This window comes from Kitasatospora sp. NPDC059722, from assembly GCF_042733235.1.
Classification (GTDB): Bacteria; Actinomycetota; Actinomycetes; order Streptomycetales; family Streptomycetaceae; genus Kitasatospora.
The window spans coordinates 1-17,942 of the sequence record NZ_JBHWGD010000042.1 but is presented as its reverse complement, the minus strand read 5'-3'; the positions used below and the strand labels follow the sequence as shown (position 1 = coordinate 17,942).

Sequence of the window (17,942 nt, the reverse complement as noted above, 5' to 3'; positions counted from 1 at the left end):
AGCGGGGACAGGATTTGAACCTGCGACCTCTGGGTTATGAGCCCAGCGAGCTACCGAGCTGCTCCACCCCGCGTCGGTGAACCCAACAGTACGGGAAAGTTGCCGCGATGGGAAACGAGATCGAAAACGGGCCGAATGCGGGCCGAAAACGGGGGCGGAAACGGGGGTGGAAACAGGGCCGGGGCCAAGGGCGCCGGGGGCGGCGTACGGCCGGGGGAACGCGAAAGGCCCGGAGGACGGATCCTCCGGGCCTTTCGGCTACTGAGTAGCGGGGACAGGATTTGAACCTGCGACCTCTGGGTTATGAGCCCAGCGAGCTACCGAGCTGCTCCACCCCGCGTCGGTGAACCCAACAGTACGGGGAAGTCGCCCGAATGGGAAATCGGTTCTCCGGCGGCACCCGCGGGACCGCGTCACCCCGGCCCCGCCGCGCGCCCGCGGCGCCGGGCCGCGTGCCGCACGCTGCGCGACCTCGCCCACGCCGCGAAGCCGACCAGCGCACCGAAGCAGGGCACCATCAGCACCGCGTACACCAGCAGGAACCCGTGCGTGCCCAGGTCCGCGGCGGCGTTCCAGATGCCGTGCAGGGCCATCGCCAGCAGCAGCCCGACCGGCGCGGCGATCCGGGCCAGCCAGCGGCGGCGGGTGGTGAGCGCGACCGCCACGCCGAGGCCGGTCAGCGCGGTGAACAGCGGGTGGGCGAACGGGGAGAGCAGGCCGCGCAGGACGAAGGTCTGCACGGTGCTGTCGAAGTCGCGCAGGCTCGGCGGCTCGCCGAGGCCGATGCTGTCCAGCCGCTGCTGCTGGTCGCTGGAGAAGGCCCGGCCGAGGTAGAGGGCGTTCTCGGTGAACGCGAACCCGCACGCGGCCATCCCGCCGAGCACCACCCCGGCGGCCAGCGTGCGCGGCCGGGAGCGCGTCGTCCGACCGGGCCCGGCCGAGCCGGTGGACGGCGGGGCGGGCCGCAGGTAGGGCAGGGGGCGCAGATAGGGGCGCAGCCCGAGCCGCTCGCGGGCGTGCGGCCCGGCGGCCCGGCGCGCGTACGGGCGCGGGCTCCGGGGGCTCGGCAGGCGGCGCAGCAGCGGCGCGCAGGGGCGCCCGTCCCGGCGGCCGTGGCAGCGCGGGCGCAGGCCGATCGGCAGCAGGAGGACGAGCAGGGCGGTGCCCTTGGCGGTCTCCTCGATGACCGGGGTGACGATGCCGGCGCCCAGCAGCTCGCCGAGCGGGCCCTGGTGGCCGGTGAGGTGGCTGCTGGTCCAGTTGTTGGCGAGGATCGCGACGGTGGTCGCCGCGCAGGCGCCCCAGCCGAGGCAGAACACGGTGTGCCGCAGCGGCACGCGGGCGGTCAGGTTGAGCCAGGCGAGGCCGCCGAGCACGAACGGCAGCGGCACCATCGCGAGCCCGAGGCCGACCAGCAGCCCGGTCGTGCCGGTCTGCCGCCGGACCAGCTGCAGGATCAGCACCCCGCACGCGCCCAGCGTGAGCACGGCGGTCGCGGTGACGGAGGAGAGCGCGAGCGAACGGCCGCGCCCGGCGCGCGGGAGGGCGGCCGGGCCGGTGCCCGGCCAGGGCAGGAACCGGTGGGCCCGGCGCTTCCGCGGCCCCGGGATCGTCCGGGTGCCGCCGGTGCGCGGAGCCGTCTGCGGTGCGTCGGCGGCGGCCCGGACGGTGGACCGGAACCCGCCGCCCGACGGGCTGCTCACGCGGCTCAGGGTAGGCCACGGCACGGGCCCGGAGGGAGGACTCGGGACGAATCGTCCGGTGCGCGCCGGGCCCGTCGGTAGCCGGGGCCGGGCCGTTCGAACGGCCCGGACGGCTCAGCGGCGGCGGAACAGCAGGTCGTGGACCACGTGCCCCTTGGCGATGCCGGCCCGCTCGAACTTGGTGACGGGCCGCCAGTCGGGGCGCGGCGCGTACCCGGGAAGGCTGCCGTCCGGGTGGTCGGCGGGCTCCAGCCAGCCGGTGCCGTCGCCCTCGGGGTGCAGGTTCTCCAGCTCCGGCGACGCCGACAGCACGTCGAGCATCTGCTCGGCGTACGGCTCCCAGTCGGTGGCGCAGTGCACCAGGGCGCCCGGGGCGAGGCGGGGCAGGACGAGGTCGAGGAAGGAGGACTGGACCAGCCGGCGCTTGTGGTGCTTGGGCTTGGGCCACGGGTCGGCGAAGTAGACCCGCAGGCCGGCCAGCGAGGCGTCCGGCAGCATGTCGCGCAGCAGGATGACGGCGTCCCCGGCGGCGAGCCGGACGTTCCGGGAGCCGTCGCGCTCCAGCAGCCCGAGCAGGTTGCCGTGGCCGGGGGTGTGGACGTCGGCGGCGAGGATGCCCTTCGCCGGGTCGGCGGCGGCCATCGCGGCGGTGGTCTCGCCCATGCCGAAGCCGATCTCCAGCGTCACCGGGAGCTCGCCGAACAGCTCGCGCAGGTCGAGCGGGGTGCCGTCGATGGGGATGCCGTACGTCTCCCAGCCGCGGTCCAGGGCGCCCGCCTGGGCGTTGGTCATCCGCCCCCGGCGCGGCTGGAAGCTGCGGATGCGCCGCTCGCGGTGCTGGGCCTCGGTCGCCTTGTGCGGGTACATCGGCGCGGGGTAGCCGGCCGGCGCGGCGGACAGGCGGGCGGACGGCGATTGCTGGGGGATGGGGGCGGTGGCAGTCACAATCACCCGAGTCTACGGGGCCGCGCGGGGCGGCCGGAGGGGCGTGTGACGCGGCTCATCCGCCCCTCCGCGCGCCGCCCATCCGCCCCTCCCCGGGTCGCCCGTCCGCCCTTCCCCGGGCCGCTGGTCCGCATCGCCCCCGTACGGCTCACTCCTCCGCCTCCAGCGCGGCCAGCGCCCGGCGGGCCACCTCCCGGCCGATCGGCAGCGAGGCGGTCGCGGCGGGGGAGGGGGCGTTGAGGACGTGCACCAGGCGGCGCGGGGAGCGCGGGTCGGCCGGGTCGAAGCCGGCGAACGCGAAGTCGTCCAGCAGTGAGCCGTCCCGGGCGACGGCCTGCGCGCGCACCCCGGCGGTGGTCGGCACCAGGTCGTCGGCGGTCACGGCGGGCAGCAGCCGCTGGACGGCGGTGGTGAACGCCCGCTTGGACAGCGAGCGGTGCAGCTCGCCGACCTCGTACCGCCAGTGCCGCCGCAGGATCCGCCAGGTGCCGGGGAAGGCCAGCGTGCCGGCCAGGTCGCGCGGGCGGACCGTCCGCCAGTCGTACCCCTCGCGGGCCAGTGCGGGCACGGCGTTCGGGCCGACGTGGACGTCCCCGTGGACGCCCCGGGTCAGGTGCACGCCGAGGAAGGGGAACGCCGGGTCGGGCACCGGGTAGACCAGGCCGCGCACCAATTCGCGTCGTTCCTTGACGAGTTCGTAGTACTCGCCGCGGAACGGCACGATCCGCAGGCCCGGGTCGTCGCCGGCCAGCCGGGCGATCCGGTCGCTGTGCAGCCCGGCGCAGTTCACCAGCACCCGGCAGCGCAGTTCGCCGGTGGAGGTCTGCACCGTCACCCCGTCCGCCCGCCGGTCCACCGCCCGCAGCTCGCAGCCCGGCCGCAGTACGGCGCCCGCCTCCCGGGCCAGCCGGGCGTAGGCCGTGGCGACGGCCGGGAAGTCGCAGATGCCGGTGGTGGCGACGTGCAGGCCGGCCAGGCCGGTGACCTCCGGCTCGTGGCGGGCGATCCCGGCCCGGTCCAGCTCGGTGACCGGGATGCCGTTCGCCCGCCCGCGCTCGGCCAGCGCCGCCAGCCGCGGCAGTTCGTCGGCGCGGGTGGCGACGACGAGCTTGCCGGTCACCTCGTGCGGGACCCCGTGCTCGCGGCAGAAGGCGACCATCTCGGCGGCGCCCGCCACGGCGAACCGCGCCTTGTACGAGCCGGGCCGGTAGTAGAGGCCGCTGTGGATCACCCCGCTGTTGCGCCCGGTCTGGTGGGCGGCGAAGCCGGGCTCCTTCTCCAGCACCGCGATCCGCAGCTCCGGCCGGGCCGCCGTCAGCGCGTACGCCGTCCCGAGTCCGACGATCCCGCCGCCCACCACCAGCACGTCGAAGTCGTACGTCACTGCCGCTCCTCGCAGTCCGCCCGGCCGGCCCCCGCCCGTTGCCGGGCCCGGGGCCGAGTTCGCCGCCGATGCTGCCACGGCGGGCGGGAGCGGTCGAGGGTGCGTGAACCGGTGGACGGCCTCCCGGCGCGCGCGAGGCGGTCACGCCGGGGCGACGATCACCGCCCGGGCGCGCTCGGCCAGTTCGCGGACCCGCCGCTCGCCCTGGAAGGGCTCAAGGCGGCGCAGCATCTCGACCACGTACTCCCGGCTGCGCTGCGAGGAGATCCGGCCGGCCACCTCGACGGCGCGCTCGCCGGCAGCGACCGCGGCGTCCAGGTTGCCCGCCTCGGCCTCGGCCATCGCCGAGACGACGAGCCGCAGTCCGTGCGAGCGGACGAAGCCCTCGGTGGGCTTGGCCAGCGCCTCGCGGGTGAACTGCCGCACCTTGGCGGGCACCCCGAGGTCCCGGAAGCACTCGGCGGCGTCGGCGGCGAGGCGGTCGTAGGCGTAGAAGTCGATCCAGGAGGGATCCGGGTCACCGGCGCGCGCTCGTTCGAGTGCGCTCTCCGCCGCGCCGAGCGCCGTCGCGCACGCCGCCGCATTGCGGGCCTTGGCCTGGGCCCGTGCCTCCACCAGGTGGAAGAAGCTCATCGTCCGGGCGGTGGCGAGGCCCCGGTTGCGCTCCAGGGCGGCCTGTGCGAGGTCCACCGCCTCCTCGGCGAAGCCGCGGTAGCCCGCCTGGAGGCTCATCGAGGCGAGCACGTAGCCGCCGAGCGGCACGTCGGCGGCGGCCCGGGCCAGGCGCAGGGCCTGGATGTAGTAGCGCTGGGCGGCCTCGTGCTGCCCGGTGTCGAAGGCCATCCACCCGGCCAGCCTGGTGAGTTCGGCCGTCGCGCCGAACAGCGCCCGGCCGACCGCGTCGCTGTACGAGGCGAGCAGCAGCGGTGCCGCCTCCACCCGCAGGCACTCCGGCACCATGGACGAACGCCAGTCCCCGCCGCCGTACTTGGAGTCCCAGCGGCGCGCCTCCTGGGCGGCCTCGCGGAGCTTGGCGGCGTCCGAGTGGCCGACCCGGAAGGGCGCCGACTCGCTCGCGGCGCGCGGCACCTCGCGGGCCACCGAGCCGTCCGCGGGGTTGATCAGCCAGCGGGAGACGGGCGTCGCGTAGGCGGCGACCGAGAAGGTGCCCGCCAGGCTGTCGCTCCAGCGCCCGCCGCCGGGCCCGCGGCGCAGGTCGAGGTCGACCCGCCACAGGTCGGTGGCCGAGCGGACCGCCTCGGAGACCTCCCGGGGGAAGGCCAGGCCGAGTTCGGGTGCCGGGTCGGTGTCGCCGAGCCCGATCTCCTCCAGCGGGACGGGCCGGCCGAGCTTGCCGCCGATGGCGGTGGCGATCAGGTGCGGGACGGGCCCCTGCGGGACCATGCCCTTGCCCACCCAACGGGCCACCGAGGTCTTGTCGTAGCGCAGCGTCAGCCCGCGCTGGGCGCCGAGGTCGTTGACCCGGCGGGCCAGCCCCGCGTTGCTGATCTGGGCGAGGGACAGGAGCGTGCCGAGCCGTTCGTTCGGTCCTCGTGGGCTGACGGTCATGGTGGCGGCGGCACCTCCTGCGGCCTTGTGCGCGGGGCCCGGGCGGCACCGGGCCGTAGCTGCTGTACCTAGAGTAGTCGGACGCGTTCCGACGGTTAAGAGGCCTCATTCCGGATGGCGGGATCGCGCACCCGGCGCCCCCGCGCGGTGAGTTCGCGGGACCGGGCCGGGACCGCCGGGAACGGACCGGGGGCGCCGCGCGCCGGAGCGTCGTGCTCCGGTCCCGTGTTCACGTGCGCCCGGCCGTGCCCCCTGGCCCGACCGGCGGCGCGGCGATTCGCTGGTGGTCGTGGGTCGGCCCGCCGTCGAGGACCCGGCGGGCCGGGGGATGCCGCCGCCTCAATCCCCGCGGGTGGCGGCGAAGTCCGGGAGGGCATGCGGATGCCCTCCCGGGCTCGACGACGCCTTTCGGCCATCTCGCGATGCCCATGCCAAAGGCGTCCTCGCGGGCGGTCCGGGCCATGGAGGGGGAGGCCCGGCCCGCCCGGCGGAGAACGACGCCCACCGCCCACCGAACGGATCCGGCCGCATGCCGGCGCCGGCCGCACCGCCGTGCCGGGGAGAGCGGCCGCCGTCGCTTCGGACCCGCACGTTCCGCGTGCCCGGGCTCCGAACTCCCGCGGCGCGCAACCGGAACCGACAACACCGGTCACCGCGGCGCCAACCGGTGGCACGATGTCTCCTGACGGCGCGCCGGAACGGACCGGGCAGCCGCCGCGGCGCACGCGACGAGCCGGCCCGGGGCTGCCCGCTGGCGGACGTGCCGCACGGCGGCAGGTCCTCGTCCGGTGGAGGCGCGATGCGGTGGCTGACGGGCTGGAGCACGGGCGCGCCCCGTGCGGGCGCACCGGCGCACGAAGCGCTCGCAACGGTCGCGCCGATCGCCGCGCACGCCCTCTGGACCGGCGCCAACCCGCTCTGGGCGGTGGGCGACTGGCGTCCCGAGGAGATCCGCCTCGTCACCCTGCGGCCCGGCGCCCGCGCCGCCGTCACCGGCGGGTTCGCCGCCCCCGACCCCGTCGAGGACACCCCCGCCACCACCCGGCTCGCCGTGCTCGGCCACTGCGGCGCCACCGACGCCGAACTCGCCGCCGGCCTCGCGGCCGCCCGAGGCGGCGCCGTCCGCCACCTCACCGCCTGGCCCGGCAGCTACACCGTCGTGCTGCGCACCGGCACCCGCTCCACCCTGCTGCTCACCGACCTGGCCGGCGCCCAGCAGGTCTTCCACACCCCCTGGTGCGGCGGCACCGCGTACGCCACCGCCGCCCTCCCGCTCGCCGACCTGGTCGGCGCGCCCCTCGACACCGGCCACCTCGCCGCCCGGCTCGCCTGCCCCGAGTCGCCCGAGGCCCTCGGCACCGGCACCCCCTACCTCGGCGTCCAGCGGGTGCCGCCCGGCCACGTGCTCGCCGTCCGCGGCGGCCGGCCCTACCTCGACCCCTACGACGAGCCCGGCGGCAGCGCCGACCAGCCGCGCGGGGAGGCCCCCGCGGTGCGCGAACTCACGCGCGCCCTGCTGGAATCCGTCCGCTCCCGGGTCCGCACCACCGCGCCCGCCCCGCCCGGCGGCGGCCGCCCCCGGCTCGGCGTCGACCTCTCGTACGGCACGGCGTCCGCGACCGTCGCCCTGCTCGCCGCCGCGGTGCCGCTGCCGCCCGCGCCCCAGCCGGCCTCGCCGTCCGCGCCTCCGGGCGGCGGGCAGGAGCCCGGCGCGGCGACGGCAGGCGGCGTGCGGACGGGCGGTGCGCGGACGGGTGCACGGACGGGAGGTGCGCGGACGGGCGCGGTCAAGGGCTCCTGGGCCCGTACGGCCGCCCAGGAGCCCGCCGCCCCCGAACAGCTGGCCGCCGTCACGCTCGGCGAGACCGAACCCCCGGCCACCCTCGCACTCGCCCCCGACACGCCCCGGCTGCGGCACACCGTGCTCGACCCCGGCCCCGACGCCCTCCCCTACGCGAGCCTGCGCACCGACCCGCAGTCCGGGCGGCTCACCGACGAACCCGGCCCCGAACTCGTCGCCGCCGCCCGCGCCGAGGCCCGCTTCGACGCCGGCGGCACCGACCACCTCACCGGCTACGGCGCCCGCCAGGTCCTCGACGGGCACCCGGCCCGGCTCGCCGACCTCATCCGGGCCGGCCGGCCCCGCGAACTCCTGCCGCCCGTAGCGGCGTTGGCGGGCGTCGACCGCGCCGCGGCCGGCGTCCTCACGGGTGCGCTGCGCACCCCGCTCACCGTCGTCCGGGCCGCCCACCGGCTCTCCCGGATCCGCTACGCGGAGGCCCTGGACGACGCCGCGGCGAAGCTGACGGCCCGGCACGTCCCCGACGGCGGCGGCACGGCGGGTCACCGCTCGGCCGGCGACCTCGCCTGGTGCGTCCCGGGCCCGGCCGCCCGCTGGCTCTCCGACGACGCGCTCTCCGCGGTCGCCCTGCGGCTCCGCCTGGCGGCGCGCAGACCGGCGCCCGAGGAACACCCGGGCGCGCGGCGGGCCCGGCACGCCCTCCACCGGCAGGCGCACTCCTTCCGCACGCTCGTCCACGCGGCCGAACAGCCGGGCCAGCGCCTCCACGCCCCCTTCCTGGACAACCAGGTGGTCCGCGCCGCCCGCCTCCTCCCCGACGACGTCCGCCTCCAGCCCGGGGCCCGGCACGCCCTCCTGCACGCCGTCCTCACCGGCGCCGGCCGCACCGACCTCCCGCCCGACTGGGGCCGCGGCCCCCGCCCCGACCGCACCGCCCCCGCCCGCGCGGGCCTGCGCCTCGCCGCGGACGGCCTGGCCGAGCTCTTCGACGCCCCCCTCCTCGCCGAGGCCGGCCTCATCGACCTCCCCGCCGTCCGCGCCGGCCTCGCCGACCCCGCCACCCTCCGCTCGCCGCACGCCCTCGCGGGCCTCGCCGACCTGGTCTCCACCGAACTCTGGCTCCGCCGCGTCCGCGCCCGCCGCCACGGCGCCTGCTGGACCGGCCTCCCCCAGCCCACGCATCCCGCCCTCACATCCTGAACCCCGCCCGCCGTCGCCCCACCCCTACGCACCCAGGCGCATCCCAAGCGCCCCACGCCCCCACCGGCCCCCAACCCGCCCGGGCGCACCACGGTCACCACGCGCTCCTAGCCCGCCACCACCCGCCCCGCCGGGGCGCAACACCTCGGCATCACCCGCCCCGCCCGACCACGGCCCTCGTCCGACCCAGGCGCACCACGATCACCACGCACCCCGCCTCTTTGGCCGACTCGCCACCAGCCGCATCCGGCCACCGGCAAGCCGGCGACCCCCGACCACCCCTTGCGGGCCGCTCACCTCTCCGCCCGGCCCGGCAGGAGCCCGCGCCTCCCGCCATCTCCCGACCCGACCTGCCCCGCCGCCCGGCTCGGCAGGAGCTCTCGTCTCGGCTGCGTCCCCGCCCGCCTCTCTGCCCGGCTCGGCAGGAGCCCTCGCCCCGGCCACATTCCGCCGCCCAGCTCGGAGAGCTTCCGCCCCAGCGCCCCCTCGCCCGCCCCGTCGCGCGGCTCCCAGGGGCCCTCGTCCCCCATTACCCCACCCCCGCCGCCCGGCTCGGAGAGCTTCCACCCCAGCGCCCCCTCGGCCGCCTCCTCGCCCGCCTCCCAGGAGCCCTCGCCCCCCATCTCCCCACCCCCGCCGCGCGGCTCGGTGGCCCCCCGTGCGGGGCGGGTGATGATGGCGGGGTTGCCGTTGGGCGCGGGTGTGAGGAGGCGGTCGTGGTCGGGGTGAGCCAGGAGGAGCCGGTGCCGGTGGTGCTGTCGGTGCTCGGGCGGCCGCCGACGGGGCGACCGCCCGGGGTGCTGGCGGCGTGCGACGGGTCGGACGGTTCGTTGTGGGCGCTGGACCGGGCGATGACGGAGGCGGAGCTGTTCGGTCTGCCGCTGTACGTCCTCGCGGTGGTGAACCCGGCGCCGGCCGGTTACCCGCCCGGGATGGCGGAGCTGGTGCAGGAGAGCGTCGAGACGCTGGTGGAGAGCATGGCGGACGGTCTGCGCCGGTCCGTCGCCGCCGTGCAGCAGCAGCGTTCGCGCCCGTACGCGGGGGAGTTGTCGTTGCACGTGGTGCTGGGGAACGTGATCGAGGTGCTGCTGGAGGCGTCGGCCCGCCAGCACACCCTGGTGCTCGGCACCCGCGGCAACGGCGGTTTCAACCGGCTGCTCCTGGGGTCGGTGAGCACGGCCGCCGTCCACCACGCGGCCTGCCCGGTGCTGGTGGTGCCGGCGCCGTCGCAGGTCTGAGTCGTCGGGAATGTCCCGAGATGGTTCATCGTTCACCTATCTCGTCAGACGCATCCCCACCCCTGGAGCCCCCGTCATGAAGGTCGAGATCTACTCCGACATCGCCTGCCCCTGGTGCTACATCGGCAAGCGCCGCTTCGAGGAGGCGCTGGACGGTTTCGCGGGCAAGGAGGGCGTCGAGGTGGTCTACCGGCCGTACCAGCTGGTCCCGGACGCGCCGGCGACGGCGAGCCCGCACCGGGAGTGGCTGGCCGAGCGGTACGGCCCGCAGTCCGTCGCGATGGACGCCCGCGTCGCCGAGCTGGGCCGGGCCGAGGGCATCACGTACGACTTCGACGCCGCGCTGCACGCGAACACGTTCCTCGGCCACCGCCTCCTGCACCTCGCGGAGACGGAGTACGGCGCCGCCGTCCAGGGGCGGCTGAAGGAGGCGCTGCTGAAGGCGCACTTCACCGACGGCGTCGACGTCGGCGACCGAGCCGCGCTCACGGACGTCGCGGTGGCCGCGGGTCTGGACCGCGAGCGCGTGGCGGCCTACCTCGCGGGCGACGAGGGCACCGCCGAGGTGCGCGCGCAGCTGGCGGAGGCCCGGGAGCTGGGCATCACCGCCGTCCCGACCTTCGTGTTCGAGGGCAAGTGGGCGGTGCAGGGCGGCCAGGAGGCCGAGACCTTCCGCCAGGTGCTGGAGCAGGTGGCCGCCGAGATCGGCGAGCGCAGGCCGGCTCCCGTCCAGGTCGCCCCGGCCGGGGAGGCCTGCGCGGACGGCGCCTGCGCGATCTGACCGCCACCAGGCGGCCCCCGGAGGCCCGCTTCAGGAGTGCTCGTTCACGAGCACCTGAAGCGGGCCTCCGCCCAGTCGGCCACGTTCAGCGCCGACCAGACCCCGTGCACCGGCGTGACGACCAGCCGGATCGACGTCTGCCCGGCGAGGGGCACGTGCACGGGCACCGCGTCGTCCCCGGCCGCGAGCGCGGGGGAGCGCCACAGGGTGCTGCCGTCGCCGCCCTGCACCGAGAAGACGACGTCGCCGGGCGACACCGTCAGGTCGTCGAGGCCGGCGACGGCGTCGAAGGACGTGCAGGCGCGGTTGAGGTCGATCTGCGTGGTGGCGGGGGCGTGCACGGTGAGGGCGTGCGGGTGGTGGTCGCCGCCGATCCAGGCGCCGTCGTGCTGCCAGAACCAGTCCGTGCCCTTCTGCCGGATGGCGGGTCCGGTCGGCGGGACCCGGTTGTTGCCGGGCTTGTGGACGGGCAGCGAGTCGGCCCAGAAGTCGGTGGGCCCGGGCGGCGTCGGCGGCGTGACGGTCGGCGTCGGCACCGGGGGCACGGTCGGCGCGGGCACGGTCGGGGTCGGGACGGGCGGCACCTCGGGCGTGGGCACGACCGGCGTCTCGGGGACCGGCACGGCGGGCGGTGTGACGACCGGACGGGCGTGCGTGGGGGCCGGCGCGCTCGTGGTCGCGGGCGGCGGCGTGGTCTTGCGCGCGGGGCTCGGGACGGACGACGGCGTCGGCGTCGGCGTCGGCTTGGGGGAGGGGGCGGGGGGTGGCACGGGCGCCGGTGCGGCGCTGCTCGGGGCGGGCGCCGGTGCCGCGGGTGCGGGCGGCTCCGGGGCCGGGGCGGCGGGGGACGCGGACGCGGTGGGCGCCGCGACCGGGGGCCGGGCCTCGGGCGAGGCGGTGAGCGCGTAGGCGGCGACGGCGGCCGCGGCCACCGCGACGGCGGCGGCGATGCCGGCCTTGGCGGCCGTGCCGAGGCCCTCCGCGGCGACCGCGCCGGCCCCGGACCCGCTCCCGCCGGCCGCGCCCCCGGCACCGGCCGCGCCGGCACCGGCACCTGCTCCGGCACCCGCACCACCGGTACCGGCCGCGGACCCGGCGGCGGCTCCCGTCGTGCCCGCCGTCGTGCCCGCCGTCGACCCGGCCGTCGCCGCGGCCGTCCCGACGGCGGCGCCACCGACCGCGGCGGCACCCCCCACCGCGGCCGCGGCGGCGCCGAACCCGCCGACGCCGACCCAGACCAGCACCCCGCCGGGCAGCAGCGCGCGCAGACCGGTGTTGATCTCGGACAGTTCGAGGTAGGCCGCCGTGCAGCGGTCGCACTCCTTGAGGTGCCGTCCGACGTCCGCCGAGGCCCGCTTGCGCAGCGAGCCGCGCGCGTACGCGCCGAGCCGGTTGGCGTACCCCTCGCACGCCCTGTCCTGGCTGCCGGAGACGTGGGCCTGGAGGAACGCGGCGGCCAGGCGGTCGCGGGCCCGGTGGGCCTGGACGGCGGTGGCGTTGGCGGTCTTGCCGAGCATCACCGCGACGGTCTTCGGGGACTCGCGTTCGACCTCGGTGTGCCAGAGCACGACCCGGTCGTCCTCGGGCAGTTCGGCGTAGGCCTGCATGACCATGCGCTGGTCGGCCATGGCCATCGCCCAGGCGTCGGCTCCCGGGTCGGCCAGGTCGAGGTCGACGACGGCGGCCGAGCTCTGGGCGAACACGCCGAAGTCGTCGACGAGTTGTTCGCGCCGCTCGCTGCGGGTCCAGGCCGCGGCGACGTTGCGCACGGCGGTCAGCAGGTAGGCGCGGACCGCGAACTCGGGGCCCTTGCCCGCCCTGAGCGCCTGCAGGGTGCGGGCGAACACCTCGCCCGCGAGGTCCTCGGCGGTGAAGCTGTCCCGGCAGCAGGTGCGCGCGTAGCGGCGGACGGAGTCGACGTGCCGGCGGTAGATCTCCTCGTACGCGGTGTCGTCGCCGGCCCGCACCCGGGCGGTCAACTCGGCGTCGGAGGGCGGGCGCTCGCCGTCGACCGGGTCGGCGGGGGCGGGCACCGTGGGGCGGGCGCGGCGGCTGCCGCCGACGAAGGCCTCGGGGGCGACGCCACCGCGGCCGGCCGGTGCCTGGCCGGGCACCCGGCCCGACGGGAGGGCGGCGGCGGAGGCGGACAGCGACTCGCGGCTGGGCATCCCGGCCTGGTCGGGGACGTGGCCGGTGGCCGGTCCCGCGGCCGATCCCGGCGCGCCGCCGGGCACTTGGCCGGACGCGCGGCCGGGCACGCCGGAGGACGACGCGTCGGACCCCTCCGCCGGCCCGCCGGAGTGACCGCCGACGGCGCCGTCCGGCGAACCGCCCGCATGACCGCCGGCGCGGCCGCCCGCATGACCGCCGGCGCGGCCGTCGGCACGGCCGTCAGCGCGGCCGTCAGCGCGGCCGAAGTCGAGCCCGTATCCGTAGTCGTTCTGTTCCTCGGCGCTCACAACGGACCCCAGCCTCCACGACAGCCCCCGTAGCGCGGCAGAGCACGCGGGCGTGCGTGGGCGCACGGTCCCCCGTCGTACGGCGCCGACGGCGCTCGAAGGGCGCGCATCGGGACATTGGCTCCAACCACGGGCAAAGGATGGCATAGCGCAGGGAAGGGCGGTAGCCGGACCGGCCGGTACCCACTCTTCCGAGGGGACGTCGCGGAGGTGTTCGCCCAGCACACGACAGCCGGTTGTGCGACGCCCGCACCCGGCGCGCGCCCAGTGCCCGCGCGCCGGTCACTCGTCCAACTCCCTTACCGGTCACGGCAGCCCGCCGTGCCGGGCCGACCCGCAGGCCGTGCCCGGGATCACCGGCCCCGGCGGGCGCGAGCCCGCCCGTGGGCCGTCAACGCGCCCGCAGGCCGTCCAGCAGGATCTGCAGCAGCCGGTCCGAGGGCCCGGCCACCGCGTGCCCGTCCGGCTGCGGCCCGCCGACCACGACGCCCGGCACCCCGGCCACCGCCGGCACCGTCCGCGCCGCGTGCACCGGCACCGACGCGGTCAGCACCAGGACGACGTCCGCGACCGTGACGCCCGGCCGCAGTTCGCCCGCCGCGCCCGCCCTGGCCACCAGGGCGGCCAGCAGCTGGAGAAGCAGCCGCGGATCGGCGTCCGCCGCCGTCGCGTCGGCCGCCGTCCGCGCCTCGTCGCCGCGCAGGTCGAACCGGGCGGAGAGCGCCTGTTCGGGCGCCCGCTGCTCGGGCACCCGGCCCAGCTCCTCGGCGTACCGGAACGCCTCCGGCGGCAGCAGCCGCCCGGCGCCCGTGCTCACCGCGCGCGCCAGGTACCCGGCCAGCGACTCCCAGGCACCGCCGCCGCCGTACAGCGACTCGCGCGCCTGTGCCGTCAGCCAGGCCACCTCCTCGGCGGCGATCCGCTGGACCAGCACCTCCTTGCTCGGGAAGCGCCGGTACACCGTGCCGACGCCGACCCCGGCGCGGCGGGCGACCTCCTCCATCGGTGCGCCGTAGCCGAATTCGCCGAACACCTCCCGGGCGGCGCGCAGCACGCTCTCCAGGTTCCGCCGCGCGTCCACCCGTAGCCGGGCACCCGGCACGGCGGCCTGCAAGGGCTCCGCCCGGTACGGGACACCGGCGTACGAGACCGCCGACACCCCGTGCTGCGGCGGCAGTTCCACCGGCCCGCGCTGCTCCGGCACCGTGCCCTGGACGACGTGCGGTGCACCCGCCCGCCCCAACATCTGTTCCTGCTCCATCATCTCAACTCTCCCCCGCAGGCGTCCGATCCCGGACCCTGTCGTCGCCCGCCCCTGCACCCCCCGGTGCAAGCTCAGCCCGTCAGAAGTGACCTGATGACCCATTGCTCGTGCCGCCCGTCCCGTTCCGGTGACCACGGTCGTGCCACCGGGCCGGGCCACGCGTCCGGCTCGGTGCGTCGGCACCGTCCGGGGCCTCGTCCGGGAACTACCCTTCCCCGGATGACTGTCCCGCAGTCGGGTTCTCGCGCCAACGCTGGAACTGGCCGTAGTGGCCGCTCCACGGTGCGTCGCCGCCGGTTGTCATGGCGGTGGCCGCTCCAGCACACAATCCGACCATAGTTCACGGCTCTCCGAAGCCGAAAGTGCGTCAGAAAGTCACCCGGACAGCACAACTGGCCACACCGGTCACTCGCGCCGCATCCGGCCCCGTACGGACTGTGGACAAGACGGCCCCCCACGGTCCTTCATAGGGGGGCGCGTCGGGGGATACCCCCCGAACGGGGGACGGCCCGGACTCCGTGACCGGGACGGAACACCACACGAACGCGACACCGTCCGGAGGTGCACCATAAGGATCCTGATCGCCGGAGGCGGCTGCGCCGGGACGGCCACCGCGCTCCACCTCCAGCGCGGCCTGCGCGACCGGCTGCGCCGGGGCGAGGTGGAGATCACCGTCGTCGAACCCCAGGCCTACCTCACGTACCACCCGCTGCTCGCCGAGGTGGCGGCCGGCTCGATCGACCCGCGGCATGTGGTCGTGCCGCTCCGCCGGGCCCTGCCGGACTGCCGGGTGCTCACCGCGAGGATCACCCGGATCGAGCACGCCGCCCGCCGGGCCCTGGCCGACGCGGCGGCCCCCGGCGAGCCCCCCACGCCGATCGAACTCCCGTACGACGTCCTGGTGGTGGCGCCCGGCTCGGTCTCCAGGACGGCCCCGGTGCCCGGCCTCGCCGAGTGCGGCCGGGGCTTCTCGACCGTCGCCGAGGCGGTCGGCCTGCGCAACCACGTCCTCGAACAGCTGGACCTCGCGTCCGCCACCCGGGACCCGGCCCTGCGCCAGTCCGCCCTCACCTTCGTCTTCGTCGGCGCCGGGTACGCGGGCGTCGGCGCGCTCGCCGAGCTGGAGGACATGGCCAGGTACGCGGTGCGCGGCTACCACAACGTCGCCCCGGAGGACCTGCACTGGGTGTTGGTCGAGGCCACCGACCGGATCCTCGCCGAGGAGTCGCCCGAACTCGCCGCGCACACCCTCGGCCAGCTGCGCGAACGCGGCGTCGACGTCCGGCTGCGCACCACGCTGGAATCGGCGGCCGGCCAGGTCGTCGCCCTGTCCGACGGCAGCCGCTTCGCCGCCCGCACCCTGGTCTGGACGGCCGGCGTGCGCCCGTCCCCGCTGCTGCGCGACACCGACCTGCCGCTGGACACCGCCGGCCGGGTGCGCTGCCTGCCCACCCTCCAGGTCGTCGGCCCGGACGGACGCGCGCTGCCCGGCGTCTGGGCGGCCGGCGACTGCGCGGCCGTGCCCGACCCGCACGCGGACGGCGCCCCCTGCGCACCCAACGCCCAGCACGCCTTCGCCCAGGCCGAACTGCTCGCCCGCAACGTCGCCGTCGCCCTGGACGGCGGACCGCACTCGCCCGACCTCGCCGCCTACGGGCCGGGCCCGGCCGCCTGTTCGACCTCGCTCGGCCTGCGCCGCGCCGTCGCCCACACCCGGCGCGGCGGGCGCCTCACCGGACGCCGCGCCTGGTGGCTGCACCGCGCCCGGCACCTGCGCCGGCTGCCGAGCGCGGACCGGCGGGTGCGGGTGCTGATGGACTGGGTGCTGGGCGGGCTGTTCTCCCGGGAGGTCGTCTCGCTCGGCACCCTGGAGCACCCGCGTTCGGAATTCGAGGCGGGGTTCGGACCGGGCCCCGAACGCGGGCCGGACGCCCCGGCGTGACGGACCGGACGGCCACGCCGAGCGCGCGCGACTTCCGGAATCGGCCCTCCGCCTGACAGGATCAGCCCCAACCGAGTCATTACCCCGTGTGCTGATGTGTACACAAAAAGTGATGATATGACTGGAAAACGAGGAAGCGGCCGTCGTTTGAACCTCATGCGCTGGAGCGCCCGGCTCACCGGAGTCCCCTGGCGTGCCGCCCCGCAGACCGCGGTCGGCACGGAGGACGGCGTGCCCTCCGGCGACGTCGTGGTCCCGGGCCCGCGCGACCCGACCAGCCTCGCCACCGCGGCCGAACTCCTCGACCCGCACAAACCCCAGCACCTGCGCGAGGTCCTCAACCGGATCCCCGCCCCCGTCGCCGTCACCTACGGCCCCCTGCACCAGCTCGCCTACGCCAACCGCGCCTACCGCGAACTCTTCGGCGAGCGCCCCACCGGCCTGCCCGCGTGCGAGGCCCTGCCCGAGCTCGCCACCCTCGGCGTCCTGCCGCTCATGGACCAGGTCATCCGCGGCGGCCGGCCCCGCAGCGTCAAGGCGCGCTGCATCCTCGGCCTCACCGGCAACCGCTACTACAACGTCTCCTGCGTCCCGCTCGGCGCCGGCGACCCCCGCGACATCCGCGACTCCCGGGACGTTCCCATCGACGGCCCGCCCGCCGGCGTGCTCATCTTCGCCGCGGAGGTCACCGACCAGGTCCTCGCCGCCGCCCGGCTCCGCGAGGCCGAACGCCGCCAGCGCGAGGCCGCCGTCACCCTCCAGCGCAGCCTGCTCCCGCAGAAGCTCGACCAGCCCGCCGACCTCCGCGTCGCCGCCACCTACCAGCCCGGCGGCGCCGAAGCGGCGGTCGGCGGCGACTGGTACGACGTCATCGCCATCGACGGCGGACGCACCGCGCTCGTCATCGGCGACGTGATGGGCCGCGGACTGCGCGCCGCCGCCGTCATGGGCCAGCTGCGCACCGCCGTCCGCGCGTACGCCCGCCTCGACCTCCCGCCGCACGAGGTCATGCGCCTGCTCGACGGCCTCGCCATGGAGATCGACGCCAACCAGATCGCCACCTGCACCTACGCCGTCTGGGACCCGCAGCGCCGCACCCTCTCCTACGCCTCCGCCGGCCACCTCCCGATGCTCCTGCGCTGCCCCGACGGAACCATCCTGCGCAGCGAGGAGCAGAACGGCCCGCCCCTGGGAACCGGCGGCGGCCTGCACGTCTCGCACACCCTGCGCCTCCTGCCCGGCACGACCGGCGTCCTCTATACGGACGGACTCGTCGAACGCCGCGACGAAGACATCGACCAGGGACTCGACCTCCTCGCCCGCACCCTGACCGGCGCGATCGGCGCCCCCGAGGTGATCTGCGCCCGTCTGCTGCGAGCCATGGGCGTGACGTCGGAGCACGACGACGACGTGGCCGTCCTGGCCTTCCAGCTGCCGGCCGACGAGACCGCCGAGGAGGCCCCCGAGGAGGCCCCCAAGGAGCGGGAACCCGTGCTTGACTCGGTCTCCGGAGAGGTCTAGAGTTCTTCGAGTTGCCTGACAGGGAGCACCGGACACGCATCGGCGCGGACGGTCCCGGGGCGGCCAATCCTCTGAAACACCACTTCCCGGTCCGGGCTGGGTCGCGTCTTGTCGCGGCTCGGTGCGTATTCCGCG

10 protein-coding genes, 2 tRNA genes and 1 pseudogene are annotated in these 17,942 nt (G+C 76.7%); 5 read left to right on the top strand and 8 right to left on the bottom strand.

The features are described from left to right. From ACFV4F_RS25125 to ACFV4F_RS25100, 6 genes are all read right to left on the bottom strand, one after another. Nucleotides 1–73, bottom strand: a tRNA-Met gene (locus ACFV4F_RS25125). A 193-nt stretch (nucleotides 74–266) separates the two neighbouring features. Then, nucleotides 267–340 (bottom strand) — tRNA-Met (locus tag ACFV4F_RS25120). A 73-nt stretch (nucleotides 341–413) separates the two neighbouring features. After that, the gene (locus ACFV4F_RS25115; RefSeq protein ID WP_380505552.1) at nucleotides 414–1,703 is read right to left on the bottom strand and encodes a PrsW family intramembrane metalloprotease; all 1,290 of its coding nucleotides are present in this window, start codon (nucleotides 1,701–1,703) and stop codon (nucleotides 414–416) included. Between the two features lie 114 nt (nucleotides 1,704–1,817). Continuing rightward, nucleotides 1,818–2,648 (bottom strand): tRNA (guanosine(46)-N7)-methyltransferase TrmB, encoded by an 831-nt coding sequence (gene trmB, locus ACFV4F_RS25110; RefSeq protein ID WP_380436901.1) that lies wholly within the window; start codon nucleotides 2,646–2,648, stop codon nucleotides 1,818–1,820. A gap of 148 nt (nucleotides 2,649–2,796) precedes the next feature. Next, nucleotides 2,797–4,032 (bottom strand): L-2-hydroxyglutarate oxidase, encoded by a 1,236-nt coding sequence (gene lhgO / locus ACFV4F_RS25105; protein WP_380505549.1) that lies wholly within the window; start codon nucleotides 4,030–4,032, stop codon nucleotides 2,797–2,799. A gap of 141 nt (nucleotides 4,033–4,173) precedes the next feature. Next, nucleotides 4,174–5,601 (bottom strand): MFS transporter, encoded by a 1,428-nt coding sequence (locus ACFV4F_RS25100; protein WP_380436905.1) that lies wholly within the window; start codon nucleotides 5,599–5,601, stop codon nucleotides 4,174–4,176. A 799-nt stretch (nucleotides 5,602–6,400) separates the two neighbouring features. On the opposite strand from ACFV4F_RS25100, the gene ACFV4F_RS25095 reads away from it, so the two are divergent. The 3 genes from ACFV4F_RS25095 (at nucleotide 6,401) to ACFV4F_RS25085 (ending at nucleotide 10,621) form a co-directional block, all read left to right on the top strand. Continuing rightward, nucleotides 6,401–8,602 carry an asparagine synthase-related protein gene (locus ACFV4F_RS25095; RefSeq protein ID WP_380505546.1) on the top strand — a complete coding sequence of 734 codons (2,202 nt, stop codon included), beginning with the start codon at nucleotides 6,401–6,403 and terminating at the stop codon, nucleotides 8,600–8,602. A 716-nt stretch (nucleotides 8,603–9,318) separates the two neighbouring features. After that, nucleotides 9,319–9,840: a universal stress protein gene (locus tag ACFV4F_RS25090; RefSeq protein ID WP_380436909.1), complete on the top strand. Its 522-nt coding sequence runs from the start codon at nucleotides 9,319–9,321 to the stop codon at nucleotides 9,838–9,840. Nucleotides 9,841–9,916: 76 nt separating this feature from the next. Next, the gene (locus tag ACFV4F_RS25085; protein WP_380494060.1) at nucleotides 9,917–10,621 is read left to right on the top strand and encodes a DsbA family oxidoreductase; all 705 of its coding nucleotides are present in this window, start codon (nucleotides 9,917–9,919) and stop codon (nucleotides 10,619–10,621) included. A 44-nt stretch (nucleotides 10,622–10,665) separates the two neighbouring features. Here the strand turns inward: ACFV4F_RS25085 and ACFV4F_RS25080 are convergent, their stop codons facing one another. Together ACFV4F_RS25080 and ACFV4F_RS25075 are read right to left on the bottom strand one after the other, a co-directional pair. Continuing rightward, nucleotides 10,666–13,080, bottom strand: coding sequence for a sigma-70 family RNA polymerase sigma factor (locus tag ACFV4F_RS25080; protein ID WP_380505543.1), 2,415 nt, complete (start codon nucleotides 13,078–13,080; stop codon nucleotides 10,666–10,668). Between the two features lie 391 nt (nucleotides 13,081–13,471). Continuing rightward, a complete protein-coding gene (locus ACFV4F_RS25075; protein ID WP_380436915.1) occupies nucleotides 13,472–14,344 on the bottom strand; it encodes a TetR/AcrR family transcriptional regulator in 873 nt (290 codons plus the stop codon). Nucleotides 14,345–14,762: 418 nt separating this feature from the next. Here ACFV4F_RS25075 and ACFV4F_RS25070 point away from each other — a divergent pair, with 418 nt between their 5' ends. After that, nucleotides 14,763–16,286, top strand: a complete 1,524-nt coding sequence (locus ACFV4F_RS25070) for an NAD(P)/FAD-dependent oxidoreductase (protein WP_380505623.1) — start codon at nucleotides 14,763–14,765, stop codon at nucleotides 16,284–16,286. Nucleotides 16,287–16,433: 147 nt separating this feature from the next. After that, nucleotides 16,434–17,726 (top strand): annotated as a pseudogene (locus ACFV4F_RS25065) (PP2C family protein-serine/threonine phosphatase); the annotation flags it as partial. Nucleotides 17,727–17,942 lie beyond the last annotated feature (216 nt).

Bases quoted from the DNA above. Each gene is read 5' to 3' on its own strand.
- ACFV4F_RS25095 (WP_380505546.1), top strand. From the start codon at position 6,401: ATGCGGTGGCTGACGGGCTGGAGCACGGGCGCGCCCCGTGCGGGCGCA.
- ACFV4F_RS25100 (WP_380436905.1), bottom strand. From the start codon at position 5,601: ATGACCGTCAGCCCACGAGGACCGAACGAACGGCTCGGCACGCTCCTG.
- ACFV4F_RS25085 (WP_380494060.1), top strand. From the start codon at position 9,917: ATGAAGGTCGAGATCTACTCCGACATCGCCTGCCCCTGGTGCTACATC.
- ACFV4F_RS25075 (WP_380436915.1), bottom strand. From the start codon at position 14,344: ATGATGGAGCAGGAACAGATGTTGGGGCGGGCGGGTGCACCGCACGTC.